General features: G+C 74.4%; 21 protein-coding genes. 4 read left to right on the plus strand and 17 right to left on the minus strand.

Annotated elements, in window-relative coordinates:
* Positions 1-36: 36 nt before the first annotated feature.
* Together ABD385_RS24090 and ABD385_RS24095 are read right to left on the minus strand one after the other, a co-directional pair.
* Complete coding sequence (locus ABD385_RS24090; RefSeq protein ID WP_016571679.1) at positions 37-537, minus strand: hypothetical protein; 501 nt, start codon at positions 535-537, stop codon at positions 37-39.
* Positions 538-608: 71 nt separating this feature from the next.
* Positions 609-1,211, minus strand: a complete 603-nt coding sequence (locus tag ABD385_RS24095; RefSeq protein WP_344579617.1) for an ABATE domain-containing protein — start codon at positions 1,209-1,211, stop codon at positions 609-611.
* Positions 1,212-1,260: 49 nt separating this feature from the next.
* Here ABD385_RS24095 and ABD385_RS24100 point away from each other — a divergent pair, with 49 nt between their 5' ends.
* Positions 1,261-1,914 carry a pyridoxine/pyridoxamine 5'-phosphate oxidase gene (locus ABD385_RS24100; protein WP_344579619.1) on the plus strand — a complete coding sequence of 218 codons (654 nt, stop codon included), beginning with the start codon at positions 1,261-1,263 and terminating at the stop codon, positions 1,912-1,914.
* Between the two features lie 114 nt (positions 1,915-2,028).
* Here ABD385_RS24100 and ABD385_RS24105 read toward each other — a convergent pair whose 3' ends face one another.
* From ABD385_RS24105 to ABD385_RS24125, 5 genes are all read right to left on the minus strand, one after another.
* Complete coding sequence (locus tag ABD385_RS24105) at positions 2,029-2,271, minus strand: DUF397 domain-containing protein (RefSeq protein ID WP_344579622.1); 243 nt, start codon at positions 2,269-2,271, stop codon at positions 2,029-2,031.
* A gap of 86 nt (positions 2,272-2,357) precedes the next feature.
* Positions 2,358-3,539 (minus strand): thiolase domain-containing protein, encoded by a 1,182-nt coding sequence (locus ABD385_RS24110; protein ID WP_344579625.1) that lies wholly within the window; start codon positions 3,537-3,539, stop codon positions 2,358-2,360.
* Positions 3,536-4,582: a lipid-transfer protein gene (locus ABD385_RS24115; protein ID WP_344579628.1), complete on the minus strand. Its 1,047-nt coding sequence runs from the start codon at positions 4,580-4,582 to the stop codon at positions 3,536-3,538. Before ABD385_RS24115 ends, ABD385_RS24110 begins: the two co-directional genes overlap by 4 nt.
* Entirely contained in the window at positions 4,582-5,529 is a 948-nt protein-coding gene (locus tag ABD385_RS24120) for a Zn-ribbon domain-containing OB-fold protein (RefSeq protein WP_344579631.1), read from the minus strand. Before ABD385_RS24120 ends, ABD385_RS24115 begins: the two co-directional genes overlap by 1 nt.
* Before the next feature lie 24 nt (positions 5,530-5,553).
* Positions 5,554-6,399: a crotonase/enoyl-CoA hydratase family protein gene (locus ABD385_RS24125; RefSeq protein WP_344579634.1), complete on the minus strand. Its 846-nt coding sequence runs from the start codon at positions 6,397-6,399 to the stop codon at positions 5,554-5,556.
* A 163-nt stretch (positions 6,400-6,562) separates the two neighbouring features.
* Here ABD385_RS24125 and ABD385_RS24130 point away from each other — a divergent pair, with 163 nt between their 5' ends.
* Positions 6,563-8,191, plus strand: coding sequence for an acyl-CoA synthetase (locus ABD385_RS24130; RefSeq protein ID WP_344579636.1), 1,629 nt, complete (start codon positions 6,563-6,565; stop codon positions 8,189-8,191).
* Between the two features lie 33 nt (positions 8,192-8,224).
* On the opposite strand, the gene ABD385_RS24135 is transcribed toward ABD385_RS24130, so the two are convergent.
* Together ABD385_RS24135 and ABD385_RS24140 are read right to left on the minus strand one after the other, a co-directional pair.
* On the minus strand, positions 8,225-8,854 hold the full coding sequence (locus ABD385_RS24135) for a chorismate mutase (RefSeq protein WP_344579637.1): 630 nt from the start codon (positions 8,852-8,854) through the stop codon (positions 8,225-8,227).
* 163 nt (positions 8,855-9,017) lie between these two features.
* The gene (locus ABD385_RS24140; RefSeq protein WP_344579640.1) at positions 9,018-9,716 is read right to left on the minus strand and encodes an alpha/beta fold hydrolase; all 699 of its coding nucleotides are present in this window, start codon (positions 9,714-9,716) and stop codon (positions 9,018-9,020) included.
* 120 nt (positions 9,717-9,836) lie between these two features.
* Between ABD385_RS24140 and paaK the strand changes: the two genes are divergently transcribed.
* Complete coding sequence (paaK, locus tag ABD385_RS24145) at positions 9,837-11,174, plus strand: phenylacetate--CoA ligase PaaK (RefSeq protein WP_344579643.1); 1,338 nt, start codon at positions 9,837-9,839, stop codon at positions 11,172-11,174.
* 14 nt (positions 11,175-11,188) lie between these two features.
* On the opposite strand, the gene ABD385_RS24150 is transcribed toward paaK, so the two are convergent.
* The 7 genes from ABD385_RS24150 to ABD385_RS24180 all read right to left on the minus strand — a co-directional run bounded on the left by ABD385_RS24150 (position 11,189) and on the right by ABD385_RS24180 (position 19,861).
* Positions 11,189-11,989 carry a VOC family protein gene (locus ABD385_RS24150; RefSeq protein ID WP_344579646.1) on the minus strand — a complete coding sequence of 267 codons (801 nt, stop codon included), beginning with the start codon at positions 11,987-11,989 and terminating at the stop codon, positions 11,189-11,191.
* Between the two features lie 80 nt (positions 11,990-12,069).
* Positions 12,070-13,641: a fatty acyl-CoA synthetase gene (locus tag ABD385_RS24155; RefSeq protein ID WP_344579648.1), complete on the minus strand. Its 1,572-nt coding sequence runs from the start codon at positions 13,639-13,641 to the stop codon at positions 12,070-12,072.
* A gap of 59 nt (positions 13,642-13,700) precedes the next feature.
* The gene (locus ABD385_RS24160; protein ID WP_344579651.1) at positions 13,701-14,726 is read right to left on the minus strand and encodes a tetratricopeptide repeat protein; all 1,026 of its coding nucleotides are present in this window, start codon (positions 14,724-14,726) and stop codon (positions 13,701-13,703) included.
* Positions 14,716-15,345: a hypothetical protein gene (locus ABD385_RS24165; protein ID WP_344579654.1), complete on the minus strand. Its 630-nt coding sequence runs from the start codon at positions 15,343-15,345 to the stop codon at positions 14,716-14,718. Before ABD385_RS24165 ends, ABD385_RS24160 begins: the two co-directional genes overlap by 11 nt.
* Before the next feature lie 138 nt (positions 15,346-15,483).
* Complete coding sequence (locus tag ABD385_RS24170; protein WP_344579657.1) at positions 15,484-17,034, minus strand: acyl-CoA synthetase; 1,551 nt, start codon at positions 17,032-17,034, stop codon at positions 15,484-15,486.
* A gap of 44 nt (positions 17,035-17,078) precedes the next feature.
* Positions 17,079-18,182: an NAD(P)H-dependent flavin oxidoreductase gene (locus tag ABD385_RS24175; RefSeq protein WP_344579660.1), complete on the minus strand. Its 1,104-nt coding sequence runs from the start codon at positions 18,180-18,182 to the stop codon at positions 17,079-17,081.
* Between the two features lie 107 nt (positions 18,183-18,289).
* Entirely contained in the window at positions 18,290-19,861 is a 1,572-nt protein-coding gene (locus ABD385_RS24180) for a phytoene desaturase family protein (RefSeq protein ID WP_344579662.1), read from the minus strand.
* A 195-nt stretch (positions 19,862-20,056) separates the two neighbouring features.
* On the opposite strand from ABD385_RS24180, the gene ABD385_RS24185 reads away from it, so the two are divergent.
* On the plus strand, positions 20,057-21,361 hold the full coding sequence (locus ABD385_RS24185) for a glycoside hydrolase family 27 protein (RefSeq protein ID WP_344579664.1): 1,305 nt from the start codon (positions 20,057-20,059) through the stop codon (positions 21,359-21,361).
* A 33-nt stretch (positions 21,362-21,394) separates the two neighbouring features.
* Here the strand turns inward: ABD385_RS24185 and ABD385_RS24190 are convergent, their stop codons facing one another.
* Positions 21,395-23,383: a serine/threonine-protein kinase gene (locus ABD385_RS24190; RefSeq protein WP_344579666.1), complete on the minus strand. Its 1,989-nt coding sequence runs from the start codon at positions 23,381-23,383 to the stop codon at positions 21,395-21,397.
* Positions 23,384-23,402 lie beyond the last annotated feature (19 nt).

Here is a 23,402-nt window from a genome sequence, read left to right on the forward strand (position 1 = left end):
CCGGGCGCGTCCCGTCCGCGCGGCCGGTCCGCCGGGTCAGCCCTGTTGGAAGAGTTCCGCGGGCAGCGGCTTGAGCAGGGCGTAGAGGTCGTCGGTGATCGGGCGGTCCCAGCTGGCGATGGTCACCAGCACGCCGTCGCTGCGGTCGAACTGCACGCAGGAGATGCGGCTCTCGGAGCACTTGATCCGCTTGACGATCAGGAGGTTGTCCTGGTGCATCACCGGGGTGTCCTCGGTCTCGACGACGGTGACCGGCTCGTCGTTGTCGAGCGCCGCGAGGAGCTGGGCGACCTCGAAGGGGACCTGGTCCTCCTCGACCTCGCGGGCGGGGGAGCCCTCCGGCAGGTTGCCGATGATCATCGCGGGGCCGCGGCCGCCGAACAGGTCGTAGCGGAGGAAGACGCCCTGGCAGCTTCCGTCGGGCGCCGGCAGCAGCCCGGCCCCGAGATTGCCGGGCCAGTCCCCCGGGTCCATGGCCAGGACGTCGAAGTCTGGACCGGCGGGCGTGGCTGCGCTGCGGCGGCGGAGGAAGGACATGCCGCCATCGTACGTGGCCCGGCCCCGAGCACGGCCCGGACGGCCGTCTCCGGTGCAGGTCGGCGGCGTCCTCAGCGTTCCACGGCGCGGCGGCGCCGGTGGTGGCGGGCGACCCGGGCGCGGTTGCCGCAGGACGGGGTGCACCACTCCTGGCGGGCGTGCTCCTTGACGAAGTAGCGCACGCAGCGCGGGGCCGGGCAGGCCCGCAGCCGTTCGCGGTCCGGGCCGCCGAGGAGGGCGAGGGCGGCCCGGGCCAGCGCGGCGGTGAGTCGGTCGGCGGCGGGCGGGGCGCCGACGGGGAGGTGGCGGAGCACGGGCGGGACGCCGGGTTCCCAGGTGAGCCGCGGGGCGGTGGGGACGCGGGCCGCGGCGGCGTTCAGCCGGGCCAGCGCCTGGTCCTCGGGGAGCAGGTGGTGGGCGTCGGCGGAGCTGGGCGGGGCCGGGTGGACGGCGCGGGCGCACAGTGCGCGGAGTGCGGCGCGCACCTCCCGCACCGCGGTGAGCAGTGCCGGGTCCGCCGGGGGCGGGCCGCCCTCGGCGCGGTCCAGGGTGCCCGCCCGGTCGTGGAGCCAGGCCGCGAGGCCGGCGGTGTCGGCCAGGTCGTCGGCGACGCCGCCGTGTCCGTCGTGCCGGATGGTGCCGGCGAGATCCAGTGCGAGCCGGGTTGCCTCCATAGTGCTAATGGTACGGTCGCTCGCAACCATTAACGTACGAGGGGGAGGCATGGCCGATCTCCGTCAACTGCTGCGCGGTCTACCGGTGTTCGGGGGCGCACTGCCGGCGTTCGACCCGGTGGCGACGCCCGACGACCCGGTGGAGCTGTTCACCGCCTGGCTGCTCGGTGCGATCCGCTCGCAGGTCCCCGAGCCGCACGCGATGACGCTCGCCACCGCCGACGCCGACGGCAATCCGTCCGCGCGCACCCTGATCCTCAAGGACGTCGACGCGGCGGGCTGGCGGTTCGCCGCGCACGACGACAGCGTCAAGGGGCGGGAGCTGACCGCCCGCCCGTACGCCGCGCTGACCTTCTACTGGCAGCCGCTCGCCCGCCAGGTGCGGGTGCGCGGTCCGGTGGTGCGGGAGGACGCGGAGCGCTCCGCCGCCGACTTCCTGGCCCGTGGCGCGGGGGCGCGGGCCGAGGCGCTGCTCGGTCGGCAGAGCCAGCCGTTGGCGTCGCTGGCGGAGCGGGACGCCGCGGTGGCCGACGCCGCCGCGCGGCTGGCCCGCGATCCCGGGCTGGTGCCGGCCGAGTGGACGCTGCACACCGTGCGGGCGGAGTCGGTGGAGTTCTGGCAGGGCGCCGAGGACCGCAACCACACCCGGCTGGCGTACCGCCGCGACGGGGCCGGCTGGACGAAGGAACTGCGCTGGCCGTGACGGGCGGGCCGTTGGCGTCCGCTCGTGCCGGCGGGGCCGCGGGGCGGTCACCTGCCGCGCCCGGCACCCGCCGTGGACGGGGGCCGGGAGCGGGTGACGGTGCGTCACCCGACCTCAGGTGAGGTCGAATTCGCCCTCGCGGGCGCCGAGGACGAAGCCGCGCCACTCGGCGGGCGTGAAGATCAGCGCGGGTATGTCCGGACTGCGGCCGTTGCGCATCGCGACGTACCCCTCGACGAAGGCGACCTGGACGTCGCCGCCGACGCCCCGTGTGCTCGTTTGCCAGTCGGCGTGGGACAGGTCGAGTGCGGGCCTGGGCCCGCCCGCGAGCCGCTGGTCGGTGATGCTGTCGGCCACGTAACCGCTCCTCCCGGTCGTCGTCCGTGGCCAGGGTAACGACTGCGCCCAGGGACGGACAGAGGACGTCCGACGGGCGCCGGAGGTCAGCCGGCGGGGGCTTCGGAGCCCACCAACCACATGGCGAAGAACTGCGCACCACCGCCGTAGGCGTGCCCCAACGCCCGCCGGGCGCCGTCGACTTGGTGCTCGCCGGCCTGGCCGCGGACCTGGAGTGCGGCCTCGGCGAAGCGGATCATGCCGGAGGCGCCGATGGGGTTGGTGGAGAGCACCCCGCCGGAGGGGTTGACGGGCAGGTCCCCGTCGAGTTCGGTCACGCCGGACTCGGTGAGCTTCCAGCCCTCGCCCTCCGCCGCGAAGCCGAGGTTCTCCAGCCACATCGGCTCGTACCAGGAGAACGGGACGTACATCTCGACCGCGTCGATCTGGCGGCGGGGGTCGGTGATGCCGGCCTGTCGGTAGACGTCCGCGGCGCAGTCCTTGCCTGCCTGTGGGGAGACGAAGTCCTTGCCGGCGAACAGGGTGGGTTCGCTGCGCATCGCCCCGCCGTGCACCCAGGCCGGCGGGCGCGGCGCGCGGGCGGCGCCGGCCCGGTCGGTGAGGACCATGGCGCAGGCGCCGTCGGAGGACGGGCAGGTCTCGGAGTAGCGGATCGGGTCCCAGAGCATCGGCGAGGACCGGACCTTCTCCAGGGTGAGGTCGTGCTCGTGGAGGTGCGCGTAGGGGTTCTTCAGGGCGTTGCGGCGGTCCTTGTAGGCGACCAGGGAGCCGATGCCGTCGGGGGCGCCGGTGCGCCGCATGTAGGCGCGGACGTGCGGGGCGAAGAAGCCGCCGGCGCCGGCCAGCAGCGGTTGTTGGAAGGGGACCGGCAGGGACAGGCCCCACATCGCGTTGGACTCGGACTGCTTCTCGAAGGCGAGGGTGAGGACCGTGCGGTGCACCCGGGCGGCGACGAGGTTGGTCGCGACCAGGGCGGTGGAGCCGCCGACCGAGCCGGCGGTGTGCACCCGGAGCATCGGCTTGCCGACGGCGCCGAGCGCGTCGGCGAGGTAGAGCTCCGGCATCATCACCCCCTCGAAGAAGTCGGGGGCCTTTCCGATCACCACCGCGTCGATGTCGGCCCAGGTCAACTCGGCGTCTTCCAGGGCCCGTTGGGCTGCCTCGCGGACGAGTCCGGCGATCGAGACGTCGCGCCGGGCGGCGACGTGCTTGGTCTGGCCGACGCCGACGACGGCCACCGGTTCCTTCGCGGTCGCTGCGTTGCTCATCGCTCCCCCTCCAGGACGGCGACCAGGTTCTGTTGCAGGCAGGGGCCCGAGGTGGCGTGCGCCAAAGCGCGGTCGGCGTCGCCGCGTTGGACGGCGGCGGCGGCCTCGCCGAGGCGGATCAGCCCGGCGGCCATCACGGGGTTGGCGGCCAGGGCGCCGCCGGACGGGTTGATGCGGACCGTGCTGCCGGGGGCGTCGAGCCGCAGGGCGCGGCGCAGGACGACCTCCTGGGAGGTGAACGGGGCGTGCAGTTCGGCGATGTCGACGGGGGCGTCGAAGGCCCCCGCGCGGGCGGCGGCGAGTCGGGTGGAGGGCGAGTCCGTCAGGTCGCGGACGCCCAGGGCGTGCGCCTCGATGCGGTGGTCCAGGCCGCGGATCCAGGCGGGGCGGTCGGCCAGTCGGCGGGCGGTGTCGCCGGCGGCGAGGACCACCGCGGCGGCCCCGTCCACCACCGGCGGGCAGTCACCGGTGCGCAACGGGCCGACGACTTGGCGCCCGGGGGCGGCGTCCGGCCGGCCGCGGCGGTGCGCCCCGATCGCGGCCAGTTCCCGCGCGTCGGTGTGGCCGGCGTCGATCAGGGCCTGGGCCTGGAGAGCGGCGAGCGCCACGGAGTCGGGCCAGAGCGGGGCGACGTAGTACGGGTCGAGCTGGCGGGTGAGGACCTCGCGGAGGTCGCCGGGCGAGGACTTGCCGTACGCGTAGACCAGCGCGGTGTCGGCCTCGCCGGTGAGGATCTTGACCCAGGCTTCGTACAGCGCCCAGGCGCCGTCCATCTCCACGTGCGATTCGGAGATCGGCGGCCAGGCGCCGACGCCGTCCAGGGCCATGGTGAAGGAGAAGGCGCGGCCGGCGAGGTAGTCGGAGGAGCCGGAGCAGGTGAAGTCGATGTCGCGGGCCTTCAGGCCGGTGCGTGCGAGCACGTCGTGCAGGACCGGCATCAGCATCTCGACCTCGGAGGTCTCCGCGCTGTCCGGGAGGTGCTCGCTCTGCCCGAAGGCGACGACGGCGACGTCGCGCACCGGGCCGCGCGCTGGCTCGGACATCAGATCAGCTCCTTGTAGCTGTCGTAGTCGGCGTCGGGCTCGCCGGTGGGGCGGTAGTGGTCGGGGTAGTGGGCGCCCTCGGTCCAGACGGGTTCGACGCGCAGGCCCATCCGCACCTGGTCGTAGGGGATGCCGCCGATCCGGGCGTGCAGGGCGAGGTCGGCGCCGTCCAGGGCGATGTGGGCGTAGACGTAGGGCACGTCGATGTCGAGGTTGCGGGCCTTGATGTTGACGATGCAGAAGGTGGTGACGGTGCCGCGGGGGCCGACCTCGACCTGTTCGCCGGTCGCCACGCCGCAGGTGGGGCAGGCGCCGCGGGGCGGGACGTACACCTTGCGGCAGGCCGGGCAGCGCTCGCCGACGGTCTTGTGTGCGGCGAGTCCCTGGAGGTAGCGGGCCTGGGTGCGGCCGGGCGCGTAGGTGTAGTCGAGCCGGGCCGGGGCGGTGATGCCGGTGACCGGGTCGGCGAACTCCCCGTCGTGCGGCCGGGCGTGCGGCTGCCCCGGCGCGTCGTCGGCGGGTTCGAAGCAGGCGAGGTCGGTGATCGCGCCGGTGCGCTCGGCGGCCCAGCGGATCCGCACCCGCATGCCGGTGTGCACGGCCTCGGGGCCGGGTGCGTCGAGGGCGTGCAGCAGGGCGGTGTCGGCGCCGTCGAGCCGGACCAGGACCCAGGCGAAGGGGGTGTCCAGCGGCTGGCCGCGGCGCGCGGACGGGTTCCAGGCCCAGGTGGTGACGGTGCCGGTCGGGGCGACCTCGACCAGTTCGCGCAGTTCGTCGGCGGTGACCGGGTCGTATTCGACGGGCGGCACGACCACGCGCCCGTCGCGGGCCCGGACCCCCAGGACGGTGCGTTCGCGCAGCCCGGTGAGGAAGGCGCTCTGCACCGGTCCGAGCGAGCGGGTGAAGGGGAATTCGACGACGAGCGGCGCGGTGAGGGCCTCTGGCATGGCGGTCTCCTCGATGGGGTGGGGTCAGGCGCGCCGGAAGACCGGTGGGCGCTTCTCGGCGAAGGCGCGGGAGCCCTCCTTGGCGTCGGCGGTGTCGAAGACCGGCCAGCCGCGGGCGAGTTCGGCGGCGAGCCCGTCGGCCTCGGTCAGCTCGGCGGCCTCGTAGACGGACGCCTTGACCGCCTCGACGGCGAGCGGTCCGCAGGCGTTGATCCGTTCGGCGATCTCCAGGGCCTTGTCCAGGGCGGTGCCGTCGGGGACGACGTGCCCGATCAGGCCGATCCGGGCGGCCTCGGGGGCCGGGTAGGGGCGGCCGGTGAGCAGCATCTCCAGGGCGTGGGTGCGGGGGATCTGCCGGGGCAGGCGCACGGTGGAGCCGCCGATGGGGAACAGGCCGCGCCGGACCTCGTAGAGCCCGAAGGTGGCGCCCTCGCCGGCGACCCGGATGTCGGTGCCCTGGAGGATCTCGGTGCCGCCGGCGACGCAGTGGCCCTCGACGGCGGCGATCACCGGTTTGCGCGGGCGGTGGTGGCGCAGCATCGCCTTCCAGTGCAGGTCGGGGTCGGCGCGCAGCCGTTCCCGGTGTTCCTCGCCGGCCATCCCGCCGCCGGCCAGCGCCTTGAGGTCCATGCCGGCGCAGAAGGAGCCGCCGGCGCCGGTCAGCACGATCGACCGGATGCCGTCGTCGGCGTCGGCGGCCAACCAGCCGTCGTACAGGCCGACCAGCATCGGCAGGGACAGCGCGTTCTTGGCCTCCGGCCGGTTGAGGGTGAGCACCAGTGTCGCGCCGGTGCGCGTCACGGTGAGGTGTTCGGTGCCCGCGTCCTCCGGCCGTGCCGGTGCGGTCGCGGCGTGTTCGGTCCCGCCCATTCCGTCCTCCCGTCTCACGACGTAGAACAGGTTGCAGTAGCCGCACGGCGAGTTCAAGGCTTTTCTGACGACCAGTCAGTTTTCTTGGTCGGGGCCCTTCCCTGCGCTCGGCCACGGCGCTCTAATGACGCCCGAGCCGACGTCCGCCCGGTCTGGAGGAGCCATGGAGTACAACCTCGCCGACCTCTTCGAGTCGATCGTCGACACCATCCCCGACCGTGAGGCGCTGGTGCACCTGGACCACCCGGGCAGCGGCGCCGAAACCCGGCTCAGCTACGCGGAGTTGGACCGCGCGGCCAACCGGCTCGCCCACCACCTCACCGACCACGGCGTCGGCCCCGGTGACCACGTCGGACTGCACCTCTACAACGGGGTCGAGTACCTCCAGGGCGTCTACGCCTGCCTGAAGGTCCGCGCCGTGCCGGTGAACGTCAACTACCGTTACGTCGAAGAGGAGTTGGCGTACCTCTACCGGGACGCCGACCTGGTGGCGCTGGTCTTCGACGCGGAGTTCACCGAGCGGGTGGCCGGCGCGCTGCCGCAGGCCCCGAAGCTGCGCCACCTGGTGCGGGTCGGCACCCCGCCCGCCGGCGCCACCGAGCCGCGGATCGCACCGGTGCCGCTGGCCCAGGCGGTGGCGGCCGGCTCGCCCGACCGCGGCTTCGGCCCGCGCTCCGCCGACGACCGGATCGTCATCTACACCGGCGGGACCACCGGCATGCCCAAGGGTGTGGTCTGGCGCCACGAGGACATCTTCTTCTCGGGGATGGGCGGCGGCGCACCGACCGGGGAGCCGGTCGGCCGCCCGCAGGAGCTGGCCGAACGGGTGGCGGCCGGCGGCGAGGGCCTGGTCTTCTTCCCGACGCCCCCGCTGATGCACGGCACCTCGACGCTCACCGCGTTCATCGCCTTCCACTTCGGCCAGAAGGTCGTCATCCACCGCAAGTTCGCGCCGGAGGAAGTGCTGCGCACCATCGAACGGGAGCGGGTCACCAGTGTCTCCCTGGTGGGTGACGCGATGCTGCGGCCGCTGGTGGACGCGCTCGCCGGACCACTCAAGGGCACCGACTGCTCGTCCCTGTTCAGCGTCAGCAGCTCCGGGGCAATCCTCTCCGACACGGTCCGCGCCCAGTTCAGCGCGCTGGTCCCGAACGCGCTGCTGCTGAACAACTTCGGCTCCTCGGAGTCGGGCTTCAACGGCACCGCCACCGACGACTCCGGCCCCGCCAAGGGCTTCCGACTGAACGTCAACTCCCGGATGGCGGTGGTGGATCCGGCCACCCACCGGCCGGCCGAGGTCGGCGCGGCGGGCCGCCTCGCACTGCGCGGCCACGTCCCGCTCGGCTACTACAACGACCCCGCGAAGACCGCCGAGACGTTCTTCGAGGCGAACGGCGACCGGTGGGTGCTGCTCGGCGACATGGCCACCGTCGGCACCGACGGGGTGGTCACCGTCCTCGGGCGGGGCTCGCAGTGCATCAACTCCGGCGGGGAGAAGATCTACCCCGAGGAGGTCGAGCAGGCGCTCAAGGCGCATCCGGACGTCTACGACGCGCTGGTGGCCGGCGTGCCGGACGACCGCTGGGGCAACCGGGTGGCCGCAGTCGTCCAACTCCGCACGGCCGCAGCCCCGTTGGACCTCGATGCCCTCCAGGCGCACTGTCGGACCCGCCTGGCCGGCTACAAGGTCCCGCGCCAGGTCGTCTTCACCGACCGCATCCAGCGCTCGCCCAGCGGCAAGGCGGACTACCGCTGGGCGAAGGCCGTGGCGGCGGGCGAACGGGAGGCGTGAGCGGGGACGGCGCGGAGATCCATCAGCAGCGCCCTAGCCCCCGCAGACCGAGCGCAGTGACCGGGCGAGTCCCGCCGCGTGCAGCAGGTCCAGGTGCCGTTCCCGCCCCACCCGGAGGGCGGACCCCGTCAGGCGCGGCACGCAGCCGGGCGCCGTGCGGGCCTGCGGGGAAGCGGCGACGGCCCGGACCAGCTCCCCGTTGATCCGGTTGATCTCCGCCCGGACCCGGGCGAGGTCCGGGCGACTCGTGGGCGCCTGCGCCGGATCCGCCGCCCAACGGCGGTACAGCCCGCGCTGGACGAGCTTGTTGGCCTCGATCTGGTCCCGGAAGATCCGCACCGTCGCCGCGGGGTCGGCGCCCACCTGGCGGGCCTGGGCGGCCACCGCGTCCAACACCTCGCGTTCCCGGGCCGGGTCGTCGATCGGACTGCCGGTCCCCCACTTCGCCGCCGCCACGAGGTCGGCGGTGGCCAGCCGGTCGGCGGAGAGCGCGGCGAGCGGCCGGAGCCGGTCGGCCGGTGCGGGCGCGGCGCCCACCGGCCCGGCGGTCGGCCGCGCGGGCGCGCCGGCGGGCGCCGCGACGGCGCTCCCGGCGCCGGCGCACAGCACCGCGGCCGCGGTCCCGGCGAGCAGCGCGCGACGGATCGAGGTGGTCAGCTGCACATCGAGCCCTTCTCGAAGGCCGCGGCCCGACGCACGGCGCGGGCCGCGGAGCGTTGCGGACGCCGGGAGCTTACGGCCGAACCGCCCCCGCCGGCACCCCGCCCCGCCCTCCACCAACTCATGACAGTGCGTCAAGTGCGTTCCGGGGCACCCCCGTCAGCACTCAGTCGCGCCCCGCCAGGAACGCCGTCACCGCCGCCAGGTACTCCCCCGGGCGCTCCTCGTGGACGAGGTGGCCGGCGTCCTCGACGGTGACCAGCCGGGCGGCGGGGAGGGCGCCGGCCAACTCGGCCAGGTGCTGCTGGGGAACGTGGCTGGTGGCACCGCCGGCGATGACGAGCGTGGGGGCGGTGATCGCGGACAGCGCCGCGCGCCAGTGCGGGGCGGGGGCGTTCCGCTCGGTCACCACGGCGACCTTGGCCCGCCAGTCGAAGGTCGCGGGGCCGGGCGGTGGCGCCGGGACCGACTGCGGCGGGTCCGCGGGCACCGGCGGGGCGGGCTCCTCCACGATCAGGCGGGAGACCAGGTCCGGGCGGTGGGCGGCCAGCAGCAGGGCGGCGGTGGCGCCCAGCGAGTGGCCGATGAGCGTGACCGGCCCGAGGTCGAGCGCCTGGACGAAGCCGATCGCGTCGTCCCGCCAGCGCTCGAAGCCGTACTCCCCCGGCCAGTCGCTGCGGCCGTGTCCGCGCTGGTCGAGGGCGAAGACGCGGTGCGTGGTGGCCAGTCGGCCGACCACCCCGCGCCAGTCCTCACCGTCCTCGCCGAGGCAGTGCAGCAGCACCGCCGCGGGGGCGTCCGTCTCACCCCAGACGCGGTACGCCAGTCGGACGCCGTCCACCTGCACCTTCCGTACGTCACCCATGCGCCGACGCTACCCGTGGGCCGTCCGCGGCACGCCCCTTGACGTGTTCGCCGCGCGCTGATTACTTGGAGCGGCACGCAGCTACCGAATGATCGGTAGGGAGACGAGGCGGTGAGATCCATGTCGGAAGCGGCTACGGACAGCGGGACGATCGACGGGGCCTGCGGGGCCGACTGGTGCGACGACGCGGAGCGGCTCTCGGCGGACGCCCTGCACGCCCTCCAAGTCACCCGACTGCGCGCCACGTTGCACCACGCCTACGAGCACGTCCCCTTCTACCGGGCGGCGTTCGACCGGGCGGGGGTGCGCCCCGACGACTGCCGCTCGATGGCCGACCTCGCCCGCTTCCCGTTCACGGTGAAGGACGACCTGCGGGCGCAGTACCCGTTCGGGATGTTCGCCGTCCCCAAGGACCGGGTGCGGCGGCTGCACGCCTCCAGCGGCACCACCGGGCTCCCGACCGTCGTCGGCTACACCCAGCGGGACCTCGACGACTGGGCGGACCTGGTGGCCCGCTCGATCCGCGCCGCGGGCGGCCGGCCCGGACACACCGTCCACATCGCCTACGGCTACGGGCTGTTCACCGGCGGGCTCGGCGCGCACTACGGCGCGGAGCGGCTGGGCTGCACGGTCGTCCCGGCGTCCGGCGGGATGACCAGCCGTCAGGTGCAGCTCATCCAGGACTTCCGCCCCGAGATCATCATGGTGACCCCGTCCTACCTGCTCACCCTCCTCGACGAGTTCGAACGGCAGGGCGTCGACCCCCGTTCGACCTCGCTGAAGGTCGGCATCTTCGGCGCCGAACCCTGGACGCAGGAGATGCGCCGGGAGATCGAGGAGCGGTTCGCCATCGACGCCGTGGACATCTACGGCCTGTCGGAGGTGATGGGCCCCGGCGTGGCGCAGGAGTGCGTGGAGACCAAGGACGGGCTGCACATCTGGGAGGACCACTTCTATCCGGAGGTGGTCGACCCGATCACCGGGGAGGTGCTCCCGGAGGGCGCGCACGGCGAGTTGGTGCTCACCTCGCTCACCAGGGAGGCCATGCCGGTGATCCGCTACCGCACCCGGGACCTGACCCGGCTGCTGCCCGGGACCGCCCGGCCGGCCTTCCGCCGGATGGAGAAGATCACCGGGCGCAGCGACGACCTGATCATCCTGCGCGGGGTCAACCTCTTCCCCGCGCAGATCGAGGAGATCGTGCTGCGCACCCCGGGGGTCGCCCCCCACTTCCAGCTGCGGCTGACCCGTGAGGGACGGCTGGACCACCTGACGGTCCGCGCCGAGGCCCGGCCCGACGCCACCGCCGACGACCGGGTGGCCGCCGTCGGCCTGATCGCCCGCGGGGTCAAGGACGGCATCGGGGTGAGTGTCTCCGTCGAGATCGTCGAGCCGGAGACCCTGGAGCGCTCGGTCGGGAAGTTCAAGCGCATCGTGGACGCGCGCCGGGACGGGTGACGACGCAGCGGCCGTCAGGGCTTCGGGCGGTCCCCGTTGAGCAGGGCGAAGGGCGCGCCGGCCGGGTCCATCAGCATCGCCATCCGTCCGATGCCGGGCACGTCCATGGGGGCGATGAGGGGAGTGCCGCCGTGCTGGGTGGCGGTGTGGTAGCTGGCGTCGCAGTCGGTGACGCCGAAGTACGGGTGCCACTCCGACGTCGAGCCGGCGTCCAGGTGCATCTGCTGGAGCTGGAGGATGCCGCCGTGCGCGGTGTCCTCGCCCGCTCCGGCGCCGGGGGCGGAGGCGATGCTGTAGAGCAGGTCGCCGCCCATCGACATGTCCTGGAAGCTCCAGGAGAAGACCGTGCCGTAGAACTCCTTGGCCGCGGCGGCGTCGGTGGCGTAGAGCTCCGTCCAGCACAGGGTGCTCGGCTCCATGACCACGTCCAGGCCCGTCACCTCGCCCGGCTGCCAGACGGCGAAGTCGGCGCCCGTCGGGTCGGTGAGCATGGCCAGCCGGCCGGCGGTGAAGACGTCCATCGGGGCGACGCGGACCCGGCCGCCGGCCTGCTCCACCGCCTTGCAGGTGGCGTCCGCGTCCGCGGTGTGGAAGTACGCGGTCCAGGCGGGGCCGGCGCCCTCCTCCGCCAACGGGCCGACCGCGGCCACCGTCTCGCCGTCGAGCTGGAAGAAGCCGTAACCGCCGCCCTCGGGGCCGGCCGACTGGAAGGTCCAGCCGAACACCGCGGCGTAGTAGGCCGCGGCGGCGTCGACGTCGGGGGCGCCGAGGTCGAGCCAGTTCGGCGCGCCCGGAACGTAGTGGGTCGTCAGCATGGAGGGGCTCCATTCACACGGGGGTCAGTGCCGTTCCCCAGCATCGCAGCGGGCACTGACAGTCGCCGTGCACGCGCCGCTCAGCGGGTCCCGAACCGCTCGCGCAGCGCACGCTTGAGGACCTTCCCGCTGGCGTTGCGCGGCAGCGCGTCCACGAACACCACCCGCTTGGGAACCTTGAACGGCGCCAGGCGCTCCCGCGCCGCGGCGATCAGTTCCGACTCCCCCACCGCGCCGTCGCCGCCCGCACCGCCCCCGCCGTCGGCGTGCCGGACCACCACCGCCGTCACCGCCTCGATCCAGCGCTCGTCCGGCAGCCCGATCACCGCGACCTCGGCGACCTGCGGATGCGCGTAGAGCACGTCCTCCACCTGGCGCGAGGCGACCAGCACGCCGCCGGAGTTGATGACGTCCTTGACCCGGTCGACCACCGTGAAGTAGCCCTCGGCGTCCCGCACGGCCAGGTCGCCGGAGTGGAACCAGCCGTTCCGGAACGCCTCCGCGGTCTCGGCCGGCTTCTCCCAGTAGCCGGTGCACAGCTGCGGCGACCGGTAGACGACCTCGCCCCGGGTGCCGTCCGGCACCTCCCGGCCGTCCCCGTCCACCACCCGCGCCTCGACGAACAGCACCGGCCGCCCGCAGGAGTCCAGCCGGCCGGCGTGCTCGTCCGGGCCCAGGACGGTGGCCAGCGGGCCGATCTCGCTCTGTCCGAAGCAGTTGTAGAACGCCAGGTGCGGGAGCCGGGCGCGGAGCCGTTCCAGTACGGGCACCGGCATGATCGAGGCGCCGTAGTACGCCTTGCGCAGGCCGCTCAGGTCCCGGACGCCGAAGTCGGGGTGGTTGGCGAGGGCGATCCAGACCGTGGGCGGGGCGAACAGGCTGTCCGCCCGGCCCGCCTCCACCAGCGCGAAGAGCGCCTCGGGGGCGGGCCCGTCCAGGATGGTGTTCTCCGCGCCGACGGCCAGATAGGGCAGCAGGAAGACGTGCAGTTGCGCCGAGTGGTAGAGCGGCAGGGAGTGGACCGGACGGTCGCGCTCCGTCAGGTCGAGGGCGACGATCGCGCTGGTGTACTCGTGCACCAACGCCCGGTGGGTCATCATCGCGCCCTTGGGGAGGGCGGTGGTCCCGGAGGTGTAGAGCAGTTGGACCAGACGGTCGTCGGACGGCTCGGGCAGCGCGTCGGCGCCGGCCCGCTCCGCGGGATCCGCCGGCTGCTCCGCCAGCCGCTCCAACAGCCCGTCCGGGGCGCCGTGCAGCGGCACCGACCGCGTCCCGTCGGGCAGCCGGGGTGCCAGGGCGACGTCCGTGAGCACCAGGGAGGAGCCGGACTGGGCCAGGATGTAGTGCAGTTCCTCGCCGGTCAGGCCGTGGTTGACCGGTACGTGGACCAGGCCGGCGCGGGCGCAGGCGAGGAACCCGATCAGGTAGGCGTCGGAGTTGTGCCCGTAGGACGCCACCCGGTCGCCGGGGCGCAGCCCTTCGGCCAGCAGCACCCGCGCGGCGGCGGTCACCGCGTCGTCCAGTGCCCGGTAGCTCCAGCTCCGCCCGGCGTACCGGACCGCCGTGCGCTCCGGGACCCGGCGCGCACTGCGCCGCAGGACCCCGTCGACCGTGTTGTTCCGCGCGCCCGTGGCGTCGGTGGCTTCCGTCATGCGGCGATCCTGGAGCGCACCGGGGAACCGGTCAAGGCACCGGACCGGAGCGGCTCACGTCACGGCGCGCCGCCGGCGGGTGCCGCGTCGTCCGGCAGCGCGGCGAGCCGGTCCGCGAGGCCGCGGGTGGTGGCGTCGTCCGCCCCCAGGATCCGCCCGCAGTCCGCGAGGACGCGCGCGTACTCGGCCCGGGTCGGCGGCGGGGCAGCACGCTCGGCCGACTCCGCCCATCCGGTCAGGAACGAGGCGACGTTCTTCTTCACCCGGGCCTCGTCGGCGGCGTCGCCGAGCGCCCGGAACTCCTCCAGGGCGGCCCGGGACGCCGTCAACGCCCCGTCGATCCGGCCGGCCTGGGCCAGCGCCGCGGCGAGGTTGGTGAGCGTACGGGCCCGGCCGTGGCGGTCGCCGGCCGCGGCGAACCGTTCGACCGCCTGCTCGTAGGCGCGGACGGCGTCCGCCCACAGCCCCGCCGCGACCAGCGAACTGCCGAGGTTGGAGAGCACCGGGCCCTGCCGCGGGTGGTCGGCGGGCAGGTCGGCGCTGGCCTGCCGGCCCAGGTCGATGGCCTCCGTCAGGTCGCCGTCGTAGCCGCCGCGTTCGTAGCGGATGCGCAGCGCGCTGCTGAGGCTGGCGAGCGCCGCGGCGCGCTGCGGAAGGCCGGGCGGGATGCGCACCGCCGCCTCCCGGCCCAGGAGGATCGCCTCGTCGAGGTCGTCCCAGTCGCCGGTGAGTTCGGCCCGGGCGTGCAGGGCGCCGATCAGGTTGGGGACGACGGCGCTCAGCCCGGGGTGGCTGCCCTCCGCCAGGTCGGAGCCGTGCGCCTCCTGGGCGTCCCGGAAGCAGGCGATGGCGGCGTCGAGGTCCGCCGGGGCCGCGGTGAGTTGGAAGCGGACCATGCGGATCAGGCCCAGGTTGGACAGGATGGTGATGCGCAGCGCTCCCGGCGGCGTCGCGGTGAGCACCGTGTCCAGTGCGGCGATCGCCTCGTCGGTCTCCGCGAGCCCGTGGCGCGGCTCGCGGGTGGCCTCCAGGATCCGCCCGGCGCGCCGGGCGGTCGCCGGATCGATCCCGTGCTCACTGCCCATCGTCCCGCCTCCGCTCCTCGCCGTGCCGCTGGCCGAGCACCGAGGTGATCCAGATGCGTGCCAGTCCCTCATCGTAGAACTCGATCGTCTCCGTGCCCCGTTGGACCCGGATGACCACCGGTGGGTCGCGCGGTGGCGGTACCGGGGCGGGCGGCGCGGGCGGTGCGGTGGCCGGTTCGGGCGGCGGGTGGAGGTGCACCCCGCCGTTGATGGCGCCGGCCTGCACGGTGGGGCCGAGGAGTTGGGCGTGGCCCTCGACGACGTTGCCGCCGCCCGCGGCAGCCGGCGCGGGGCCGTCTGGGCCGTCCGGGGCCGCTGGTTGCGGCCGGGTGGTGCGGTACCACAGCAGTTCCCACCACTGGGCGGAGCGCGGCAGGTGGGCGCCGTCGCTGGCCTGCCGGGCGAAGCCGTCGAGGAGTTCGACGAAGACCAGCAGGACCGCGCACGAGGCGGGCGCGGCGCCCTCGTGGAACCAGCCGCGGACGGTCGACGGCGTCGGCCAGTGGCTGACCGGCAGCCGGCCCTGGGACAGCTCGACGAGCGTGTCCACGGCCGGACTTCCGGCCGCCCGGTACAGCTGCCGGAGCTCCGGCCCGAGGTCCGCTGCCCCTTGCTCCACCTGTTCGACTTCCCCCTGAGGACCGTGCGTGCTCCGACGAGGCTCCCCGGCGCGAGCCGCATGAGGGGTCCAGGCTAGCTGCTGCGGCGGGGCGGGCTCCCGGCACCTCGGGGGTGGGGTGCGGGGCGCCGCCGACGCTCACACGGCGCGCTCCCGTCCTTCCCAATACGGGGCGCGCAGCCGGCGCTTGTAGAGCTTGCCGTTGGGGTCGCGGGGCATGGAGGTGGTGAAGTCGACGGAGCGGGGGCGCTTGTAGCCGGCCAGTTGGCGGGTGCAGTGGTCGAGGATCTCGGCGGCCAGTTCGGGACCGGGCCGGTGGCCGTCGGCGGGTTCGACGACGGCCTTGACCTCCTCGCCCCAGTCGTCGTGCGGGATACCGAAGGCGGCGGCGTCGGCGACGGCCGGGTGGGCGAGGAGCACCGACTCGATCTCGGCGGGGTAGATGTTGACCCCACCCGAGATGATCATGTCGATCTTGCGGTCGCGGAGGAAGAGGTAGCCGTCCTCGTCGAGGTAGCCGAGGTCGCCGACGGTGAAGAAGTCGCCGATGCGGTTCTTGCGGGTCTTGTTCTCGTCCTTGTGGTACGTGAAGCCGCCGGTGGCCATCTTCATGTAGACGGTGCCGAGTTGGCCGGGCGGCAGGCGGTTGCCGTCGTCGTCGAAGACCGCGAGTTCGCTGATCGGCCACGGCCGGCCGACCGTGCCGGGCTTCTTCAGCCAGTCCTCGGCGGTGGCGAAGGCGCCGCCGCCCTCGCTGGCCGCGTAGTACTCCTCGACGCAGCCGCCCCACCAGTCGATCATGGCGCGTTTGACGTGGTCGGGGCAGGGGGCGGCGCCGTGGATGGCGTGCCGCATCGCCGAGACGTCGTAACCGCCGCGGACGTCGTCGGGGAGGGCGAGGAGCCGGTGGAACTGGGTGGGGACCATGTGGGTGTGGGTGCAGCGGTGCCGCTCCATCAGGCGGAGCATCTCCTGGGGGGTCCACTTGTCCATCAGGACGACGCGGTGGCCGATGTGCAGGGAGGCGCCGGCGAATTGCAGCACGGCGGTGTGGTAGAGCGGCGAGCAGACCAGGTGGACGTTGTCGTCGAACGGTCGGATGCCGAAGATGCCGAGGAATCCGCCGAGGTGGGTCTCCTCGGGGGGCTTGCCGGGCAACGGGCGGCGGATGCCGCGGGGGCGGCCGGTGGTGCCGGAGGTGTAGTTCATCACCCAGCCCAGCGTCCGGTCGTCGGGCACGGACTCCGGCCGGTCGTCGAGGAGTTCGCCGTAGGGGCGGAAGCCGGCGACGGTGCCGACGGCGTAGCGCCGTTCGGGCGCCAGGCCCGCCTCGTCGGCGGCCTGCCGGGCCGCGTCGCCGAACCGCTCGTGGGCGATCAGCACCTTGGCTCCGGAGTCGGCGACGATCCAGGCGGTCTCCGGTCCGACCAGGTGGTGGTTGACGGGGACGAGGTACAGGCCGGCCTGCGAGGCGGCGAGGTAGGCGGTGAAGAACTCCACGCCGTTGGGGAGGACGACGGCGAAGGCGTCGCCCCGTTCCAGGCCGGCCGCGCGCAGTCCGTGGACCAGCCGATTGGTGGCGGCGTGCAGGCGGCCGGCGGTCCACTCCTCGCCGTCCGGGGCGATCAGGACCGTGCGGCCGGGGTCGGCGGTGGCCTGGGCCCAGAAGCCGTTGGGGGTGTCGGTCACGGTCGGTTCCTCCTCAGGCGGTGGCGGATCGGCGGATCGGTGGGTCAGGCGCGGCCGGCGATGCGGTTGATCCGGTCGATGGCCCGCTCGAAGCCGCGGGTGAGGTCGTCGAAGACGGCCTGGACGCTGCGTTCGCTGGTCATCCGGCCGACGATCTGGCCGACCGGGGTGCCGAGCAGCGGCTCGACCTCGTGCCGTTGGATGCGGGAGTTGGCCTCGGCGACCAGCAGGCCCTGTAGCGGCATCGGGAGGGTGCCGGGGCCGCTGGGGTCGTCCCAGGCGTCGGTCCAGGCGGTGCGCAGTTGGCGGGCGGGCTTGCCGGTCAGGGCCCGGGAGCGGACGGTGTCGCCGGGGCCGGCGGCCAGGAGTTTGGCGGTCAGGCGCCGGGAGTGCAGGTCGGCCTCCTCGGTGGTGAGCCAGATCGAGCCGAGCCAGACGCCCTGGGCGCCCAGGGCGAGTCCGGCGGCGATCTGCTCACCGGTGCCGATCCCGCCGGCGGCGAGCACCGGCAACGGATCGACGGCGGCCACCACCTCCGGGGTGAGCACCATGGTGGCGATCTCCCCGGTGTGGCCGCCGGCCTCGTACCCCTGGGCGACGACGACGTCGATGCCGGCCGCCTTGTGGTGCAGCGCGTGGCGCGGGCTGCCGGCGAGGGCGGCGACCCGGACGCCGTGGTCGTGGGCGCGGGCGATGACGTCGGGCGGCGGGGAGCCGAGGGCGTTGGCGAGCAGGGTGATCGGGTAGTCGAAGGCCACGTCGAGTTGGCCGCGGGCGACCTGTTCCATCCAGCCGGTGATCCGCCAGCCGGACGCCTCGCCGGCGGCGAGCGGCGGCACGTCGTACGTGTCCAGGAGCCCCTCGACGTAGCGGCGGTGCTCCTCGGGGATCATCGCCTCGACGTCGGCCTCGCTGACCCCTTCCACCTTCGTGGCGGGCATCACGACGTCGAGGCCGTACGGCAGTCCGTCGGTGTGCGCCTGCATCCAGTCGAGGTCCCGGGCGAGTTCGCCGGGTGCGGTGTAGCGGACCGCGCCGAGCACCCCGAAGCCGCCGGCCCTGGTGATCGCTGCGGCGACCGCGGGGAAGGGCGTGAACCCGAAGACGGCGTGCTCGACTCCCAGCGCGTTGCTCAACTCCGTCTGCATGGGCGCAGGATGCCGCAGCGGGTCGTACGAGGGAAGAGATTTTCTGATGCTACGTCAGAAACTGGCCGCCGGGCCGCCCGCCCGGCGGCGCTCCTCCCCGGCCGCCCTCACCCCTCTTCCAGGACGGCCCGCGCCGCGTTGTGGCCGGGGATGCCGCTCACCCCGCCGCCGCGCGGTGCGCCCGCGCCGCACAGCAGGACGTTGGCGTGCTCGGTGGCGACGCCCCAGCGGGCGGCTGCCGTCGCGAGGTCGGCGGTGTCCTCGGCGTACGGGAAGGCCAGCTCGCGGTGGAAGATGTTGCCGCCCGGCAGGCCCAGTTCGCGGTCGAGGTCGAGGGGGCTGCGGGCCTCGATGCAGGGGCGGCCGTCGGCGTCCCGGGCCAGGCAGTCGGCGAGCGGTTCGGCGAGGTGGGCGTCCAGCTGGGCGAGGGTGGCGGCCAGCAGCCGGTCCCGGGCGGCCGGCTCCTCGGCGGTGTCGGCGGCGAACAGCCGGGCGGGGGCGTGCAGCCCGAAGAGGGTGAGGGTGTGGTAGCCCCGGCGGACCAGGTCGGCGCCCAGGATCGAGGGGTCGGTCAGCGAGTGGCAGTAGAGCTCCGACGGGGGCGCGCTCGGCAGCCGGCCCGCCGCTGCCTCCCGGTGGGCGGCCTCCAACTGCGCGTACCCCTCGGCGACATGGAAGGTCCCGGAGAACGCCTCGCGCGCATCGGCCTGCGGATCGCGGAGCCGGGGCAGCCGGGTGAGCAGCATGTTCACCTTGAGCTGGGCGCCCTCGACGGGCGGCGGGGCGGGGTCGCCGAGCAGCCGGGCGAGTTCGCGGGGCGCGGCGTTGACCAGGACGTGCCGGGCGCCGACGGTGCCGTGCCCGGCGGTGGTGACCTCCGCGGTGCGGCCGTCGGTGGCGAGGGCGGTGACCGGGCAACCGGTGACGAGTTCGGCGCCGGCCCGGCGGGCGGCGTCGGCGAGCGCGTCGGTGAGGGCGCCCATCCCCCCGAGCGGGACGTCCCAGTCGCCGGTGCCGCCGCCGATCACGTGGTAGAGGAAGCAGCGGTTCTGCCGGAGCGTCGGGTCGTGGGCGGTGGCGAAGGTGCCGATCAGCCCGTCGGTGAGGACCACGCCGCGCACCAGGTCGTCGTGGAAGGTCGCCTCGATCGCCTCGCCCAGGGGGCGCTCGAAGAGGGCGTGCCAGGTGGCGTCGTCGTCGATCCGGGCGCGGAGCGCGGCGCGGGTGGGGAGCGGCTCGGTGAGGGTGGGGAAGACCCGTTCGGCGAGCCGGCGGGTGGTGCCGTAGAAGTCCTCCCAGGCCGCGTACTCCGCCTCGGATCCGGTGAGTTGCGCGAAGGAGGCCCGGGTCCGGTCCGCTCCGGCGCCGACCAGCAGGCCGGTCGGGCGCCCGGCGCGCACCGCGGGGGTGTACGAGGAGACGGTGCGCTTGCGGACCGCGAAGCGCAGCCCGAGGTCCCGCACGATCTTCGGGGGCAGCAGGCTCACGAGGTAGGAGTAGCGGGACAGCCGGGCGTCGACCCCGGTGAACGCGCGGGTGGAGACGGCGGCGCCGCCGGTGTGGTCCAACCGCTCCAGCACCAGCACGGTGCGCCCGGCGCGGGCGAGGTAGGCCGCGGCCACCAGCCCGTTGTGGCCGCCACCGACGATGACGACGTCGTACGAAGTCCGTTCCGGCATGCCCCTTGAGTAGCACGGGGGGCCGGTGGCCGCCAGGGAGGAAACGCGCGGCGGCAGCGGAATGAATCGTTTGTTCCGAGCGGTGCGGCTTCTTGACCAGCCGTCAGCTGACTTCTAGCGTCCCGCGGTGCGCGCCCTGGAACCGCCCCGTCGGCCGTTCTTCCCGGCCGACCCACCTACCACGTGAGGTGACCCGTGTCCCATCCGTCGGTATCCCGCATCGGCCGCACCCTCGCCGGAATCACCGCCGTCACCGCCTGCTCGGCGGGGCTGCTCTCGGCCACCGCCCCCGCCGCCGCCGACCCCTCCCGCACACCCGCAGCCCGGGCCGCGTCCGGGTACCCCAACCTGGCGCCGACGCCCCCGATGGGCTGGAACAACTGGTCGTACTACCAGTGCGGCGGCCTCAACGAGCAGGTCGTCCTGGACAACGCCCGGGCGCTGGTCCGCAGCGGACTGGCGCACAAGGGGTACCGCACCGTCACCGTCGACGACTGCTGGATGACCAAACAGCGCGGCCCCAAGGGCGAACTGGTGACGGACACCGCGAAGTTCCCGCACGGCATGGCCCACCTCGGCCAGGAACTCCACAAGATGGGCCTGAAGTTCGGCATCTACGAGGACGTCGGCACGCTGACCTGCGGGAAGTTCCCGGGCAGCTTCGGCCACTTCGCGCAGGACGCCAAGCTCTTCGCCAGCTGGGGGGTGGACTACCTCAAGGCGGACGGCTGCAACGTGCCGGTGCCGAAGGGACAGACCAAGGAGCAGGTGTACCACGACCTGTACGCGCAGCAGAGCCGGGCGCTGCGGGCGACCGGGCGGCCGATCACCTTCTCGATCTCCGCGCCCGCCTACTTCCAGTTCGCCGGGGACGCGGTCTGGCACCGGGTCATCGAGTGGTCCGCGCAACTGGGCAACCTGTGGCGGGGCGGGGCGGACATCGCGGTGCAGCAGAGCACCCCGGCCGCGAAGTGGAAGTCCATCGAGGGCAACTTCCGCTACAACGCCAACCTCGCCGACCTCCAGCGCCCCGGCCGCTGGAACGACCCCGACTTCCTGCTGGTCGGCGACGCGGGCCTGGGCCGCAACGAGATGCAGAGCCAGATGTCGCTGTGGGCGATGATGGCCGCGCCGCTGATCTCCAGCACCGACCTCGGCAAGCTCTCCCCGGAGGCGCTGGCGATCCTGGGGAACCGCGAGCTGATCGCGGTCGACCAGGACCCGCTGGGCGTCCAGGGCCACATCGTGCAGCAGGACGGGGACGCGGCGGTGCTGGCCAAGCCGCTGCACAACGGCGACCGGGCGGTCGCGCTGTTCAACGGGGGCAGCACCACCCGCACCCTGTCGATCTCCGCGGGCGCGGCCGGACTGCCGGCGGCCCCCGCGTACCGGCTGCGTGACCTGGTCACCGGGCGGACCGTGCGGACCGCCCGGACGATCATCGCCCGTGACGTCCCGCCGCACGCCACGGTGGTCTACCGGGTCCGTCCGGAGCGCTGATCCCCGGCCGTCCGCGGCCCGTGCGGCGCCCCGCTACCGCCGGTGCACGGCGCGCTCCCGGCGCAGTGCCGCGACCCGGCGGTGGAGGGCGTCCGCCTCGGCGGTCCGGCCCAACCGCGCCAGGCACTGGGCCTGTTCGCCGCGGCTGGCCAGCGCGTCGAGGTGGGCGGCGCCGAGCGTGCGGGCCCGGGCGTCGGCGACCTCGCGGTAGGCGTCCAGCGCCTCGGCCCAGCGGCCGAGCCGGCCCAGCGCCACCGCGACCTCCCGGCGGCTGGCCAGGGTGTCCGGATGGTCGGCGCCGAGCACCCGGGCCCGGGCCGCGGCGACCTCGCGCGCCTCGGCGAGCGCCTCCGGCCAGCGTTCCAGCCGGCCGTAGTTGACCCCCAGGCCGTGCCGGGCCCGCAGGGTCTCGGGATCGTCCGGGCCCTGGGCGCGGGCCCGGGCCGCCACCAGGTCGTGGTACTGGGCCAGCGCCTGGGCGCTGCGGCCCAACCGGCCCAGGGCGACGCCGGTCTCGTAGCGGGCGGCGAGGGTGTCCGGGTGGTCCGGGCCCAGCGCCGCGGCCCGCCCGGCGGCCACGTCCTGATAGGCCGTCAGTGCCTCCGGCCAGCGCCCCAACTGACCGGAGACGAAGGCGTGCTGCCAACGGGTGGCGAGGGTGTCGGGGTGGTGCGGGCCGAGCACCCGGGCGCGGGCGTCGGCGACCTCGCGGGCGGTGGTCCGGCACTCCTCCAGGCGGCCCAGCCGACCGAGCCCGACCGCGAGGTGGTGGCGGCAGCCGAGGGTGTCGGGGTGGTCGGGGCCGAGCAGCCGCTCCCGGCCGGCCAGCACCTCGCCGAGGAGTTCCTGGGCCTCGAAGTGCCGGCCGGCCGAGGTCAGCGCGTCGGCGTGCGTCAACCGGACGGCGAGCGTGCCGAGCAGGGCGTGGTGCTCGCCCGGCGGAGCCGGCCGGTCGGGGCCCAGGGCCGGGGACGCCTCGCCGCGCAGCGGGTCGCCGAGGCCGGTCCAGACGTCGGTGAGGACCGCGACGGCCCGGTCCACCGGGGCGCGTCGGGGCGGTCGGCTGCCGACGGCCGGGGGGCCGGCGGTCAGGCCGCGGGTCCAGGCGGGCAGTCGCGGGGCGGGCACCGTCAGGTCCGCCGGCTCCGGGCCGGTGCCCCGGTGGGCGCGGGGGTGGCGGGCGTCGGCGAGCCGTTTGGCGAGTTCGTCGGCGTCCCGCGGGCGGTCGTCCGGGTCCTTGGCGAGCAGGTCGAGGACGACCTGTTGGTACTCCTCGGGGAGGTCGGGCCGGACCGCGCGCGGCGGTTCGGGCGGGGTGTCTCGGTGGCCGACCAGCACCGCCCAGGCGTCGCCCTGGGCGAACGGCGGGGCGCCGGTGGCGATCTCGTAGAGCACGCAGCCCAGGGAGTACAGGTCGCTGCGGTGGTCGACGGTGCCGCCGCCGATCTGTTCCGGCGACATGTAGTGCGGGCTGCCCATGGCGATGCCGGTGCCGGTGAGCCGGGCGGTGAAGCCGATGTCGTGGCCGAGCCGGGCGATGCCGAAGTCGCAGATCTTGACCGTGCCGTCGGTGGTCCGGACGACGTTGGCCGGTTTCAGGTCCCGGTGCACCACGGCCTGTTCGTGGGTGTAGGCGAGGGCCGCGGCGATCTGCTCGGCGATCTCGATCACGTCCGGGACGGGCAGCGGCTGACGCCGGTTGTCGTCCAACAGCTGACTGAGGTTGCGGCCGGTCAGCAGCTCCATGACGAGGAAGAGGATGCCGCGGTCCTCCCCGAAGTCGTGCACCACCGTGATCCCGCGGTGCTGGAGCGCCGCGGCCACCCGGGCCTCGCGGCGGAACCGCTCGCGCAGCACCCGGTGGAACCCCGGCTCCTGCCGTTGCCCCATCGGCTTGAGGCACTTGACGGCGACCAACCGGCCCAGCGCCTCGTCCCGGGCCCGCCACACCTCCCCCATGCCGCCCCGCCCGATGGTGTCGAGCAGCCGGTACCGCCCCTGGATCAGCCTGTGCTCCGCCATCCCTGTCGCCGCCCCCGCT

The organism is Streptomyces lunalinharesii (assembly GCF_039532155.1).
In the GTDB taxonomy this organism is placed as follows: Bacteria; Actinomycetota; Actinomycetes; order Streptomycetales; family Streptomycetaceae; genus Streptomyces; species Streptomyces lunalinharesii.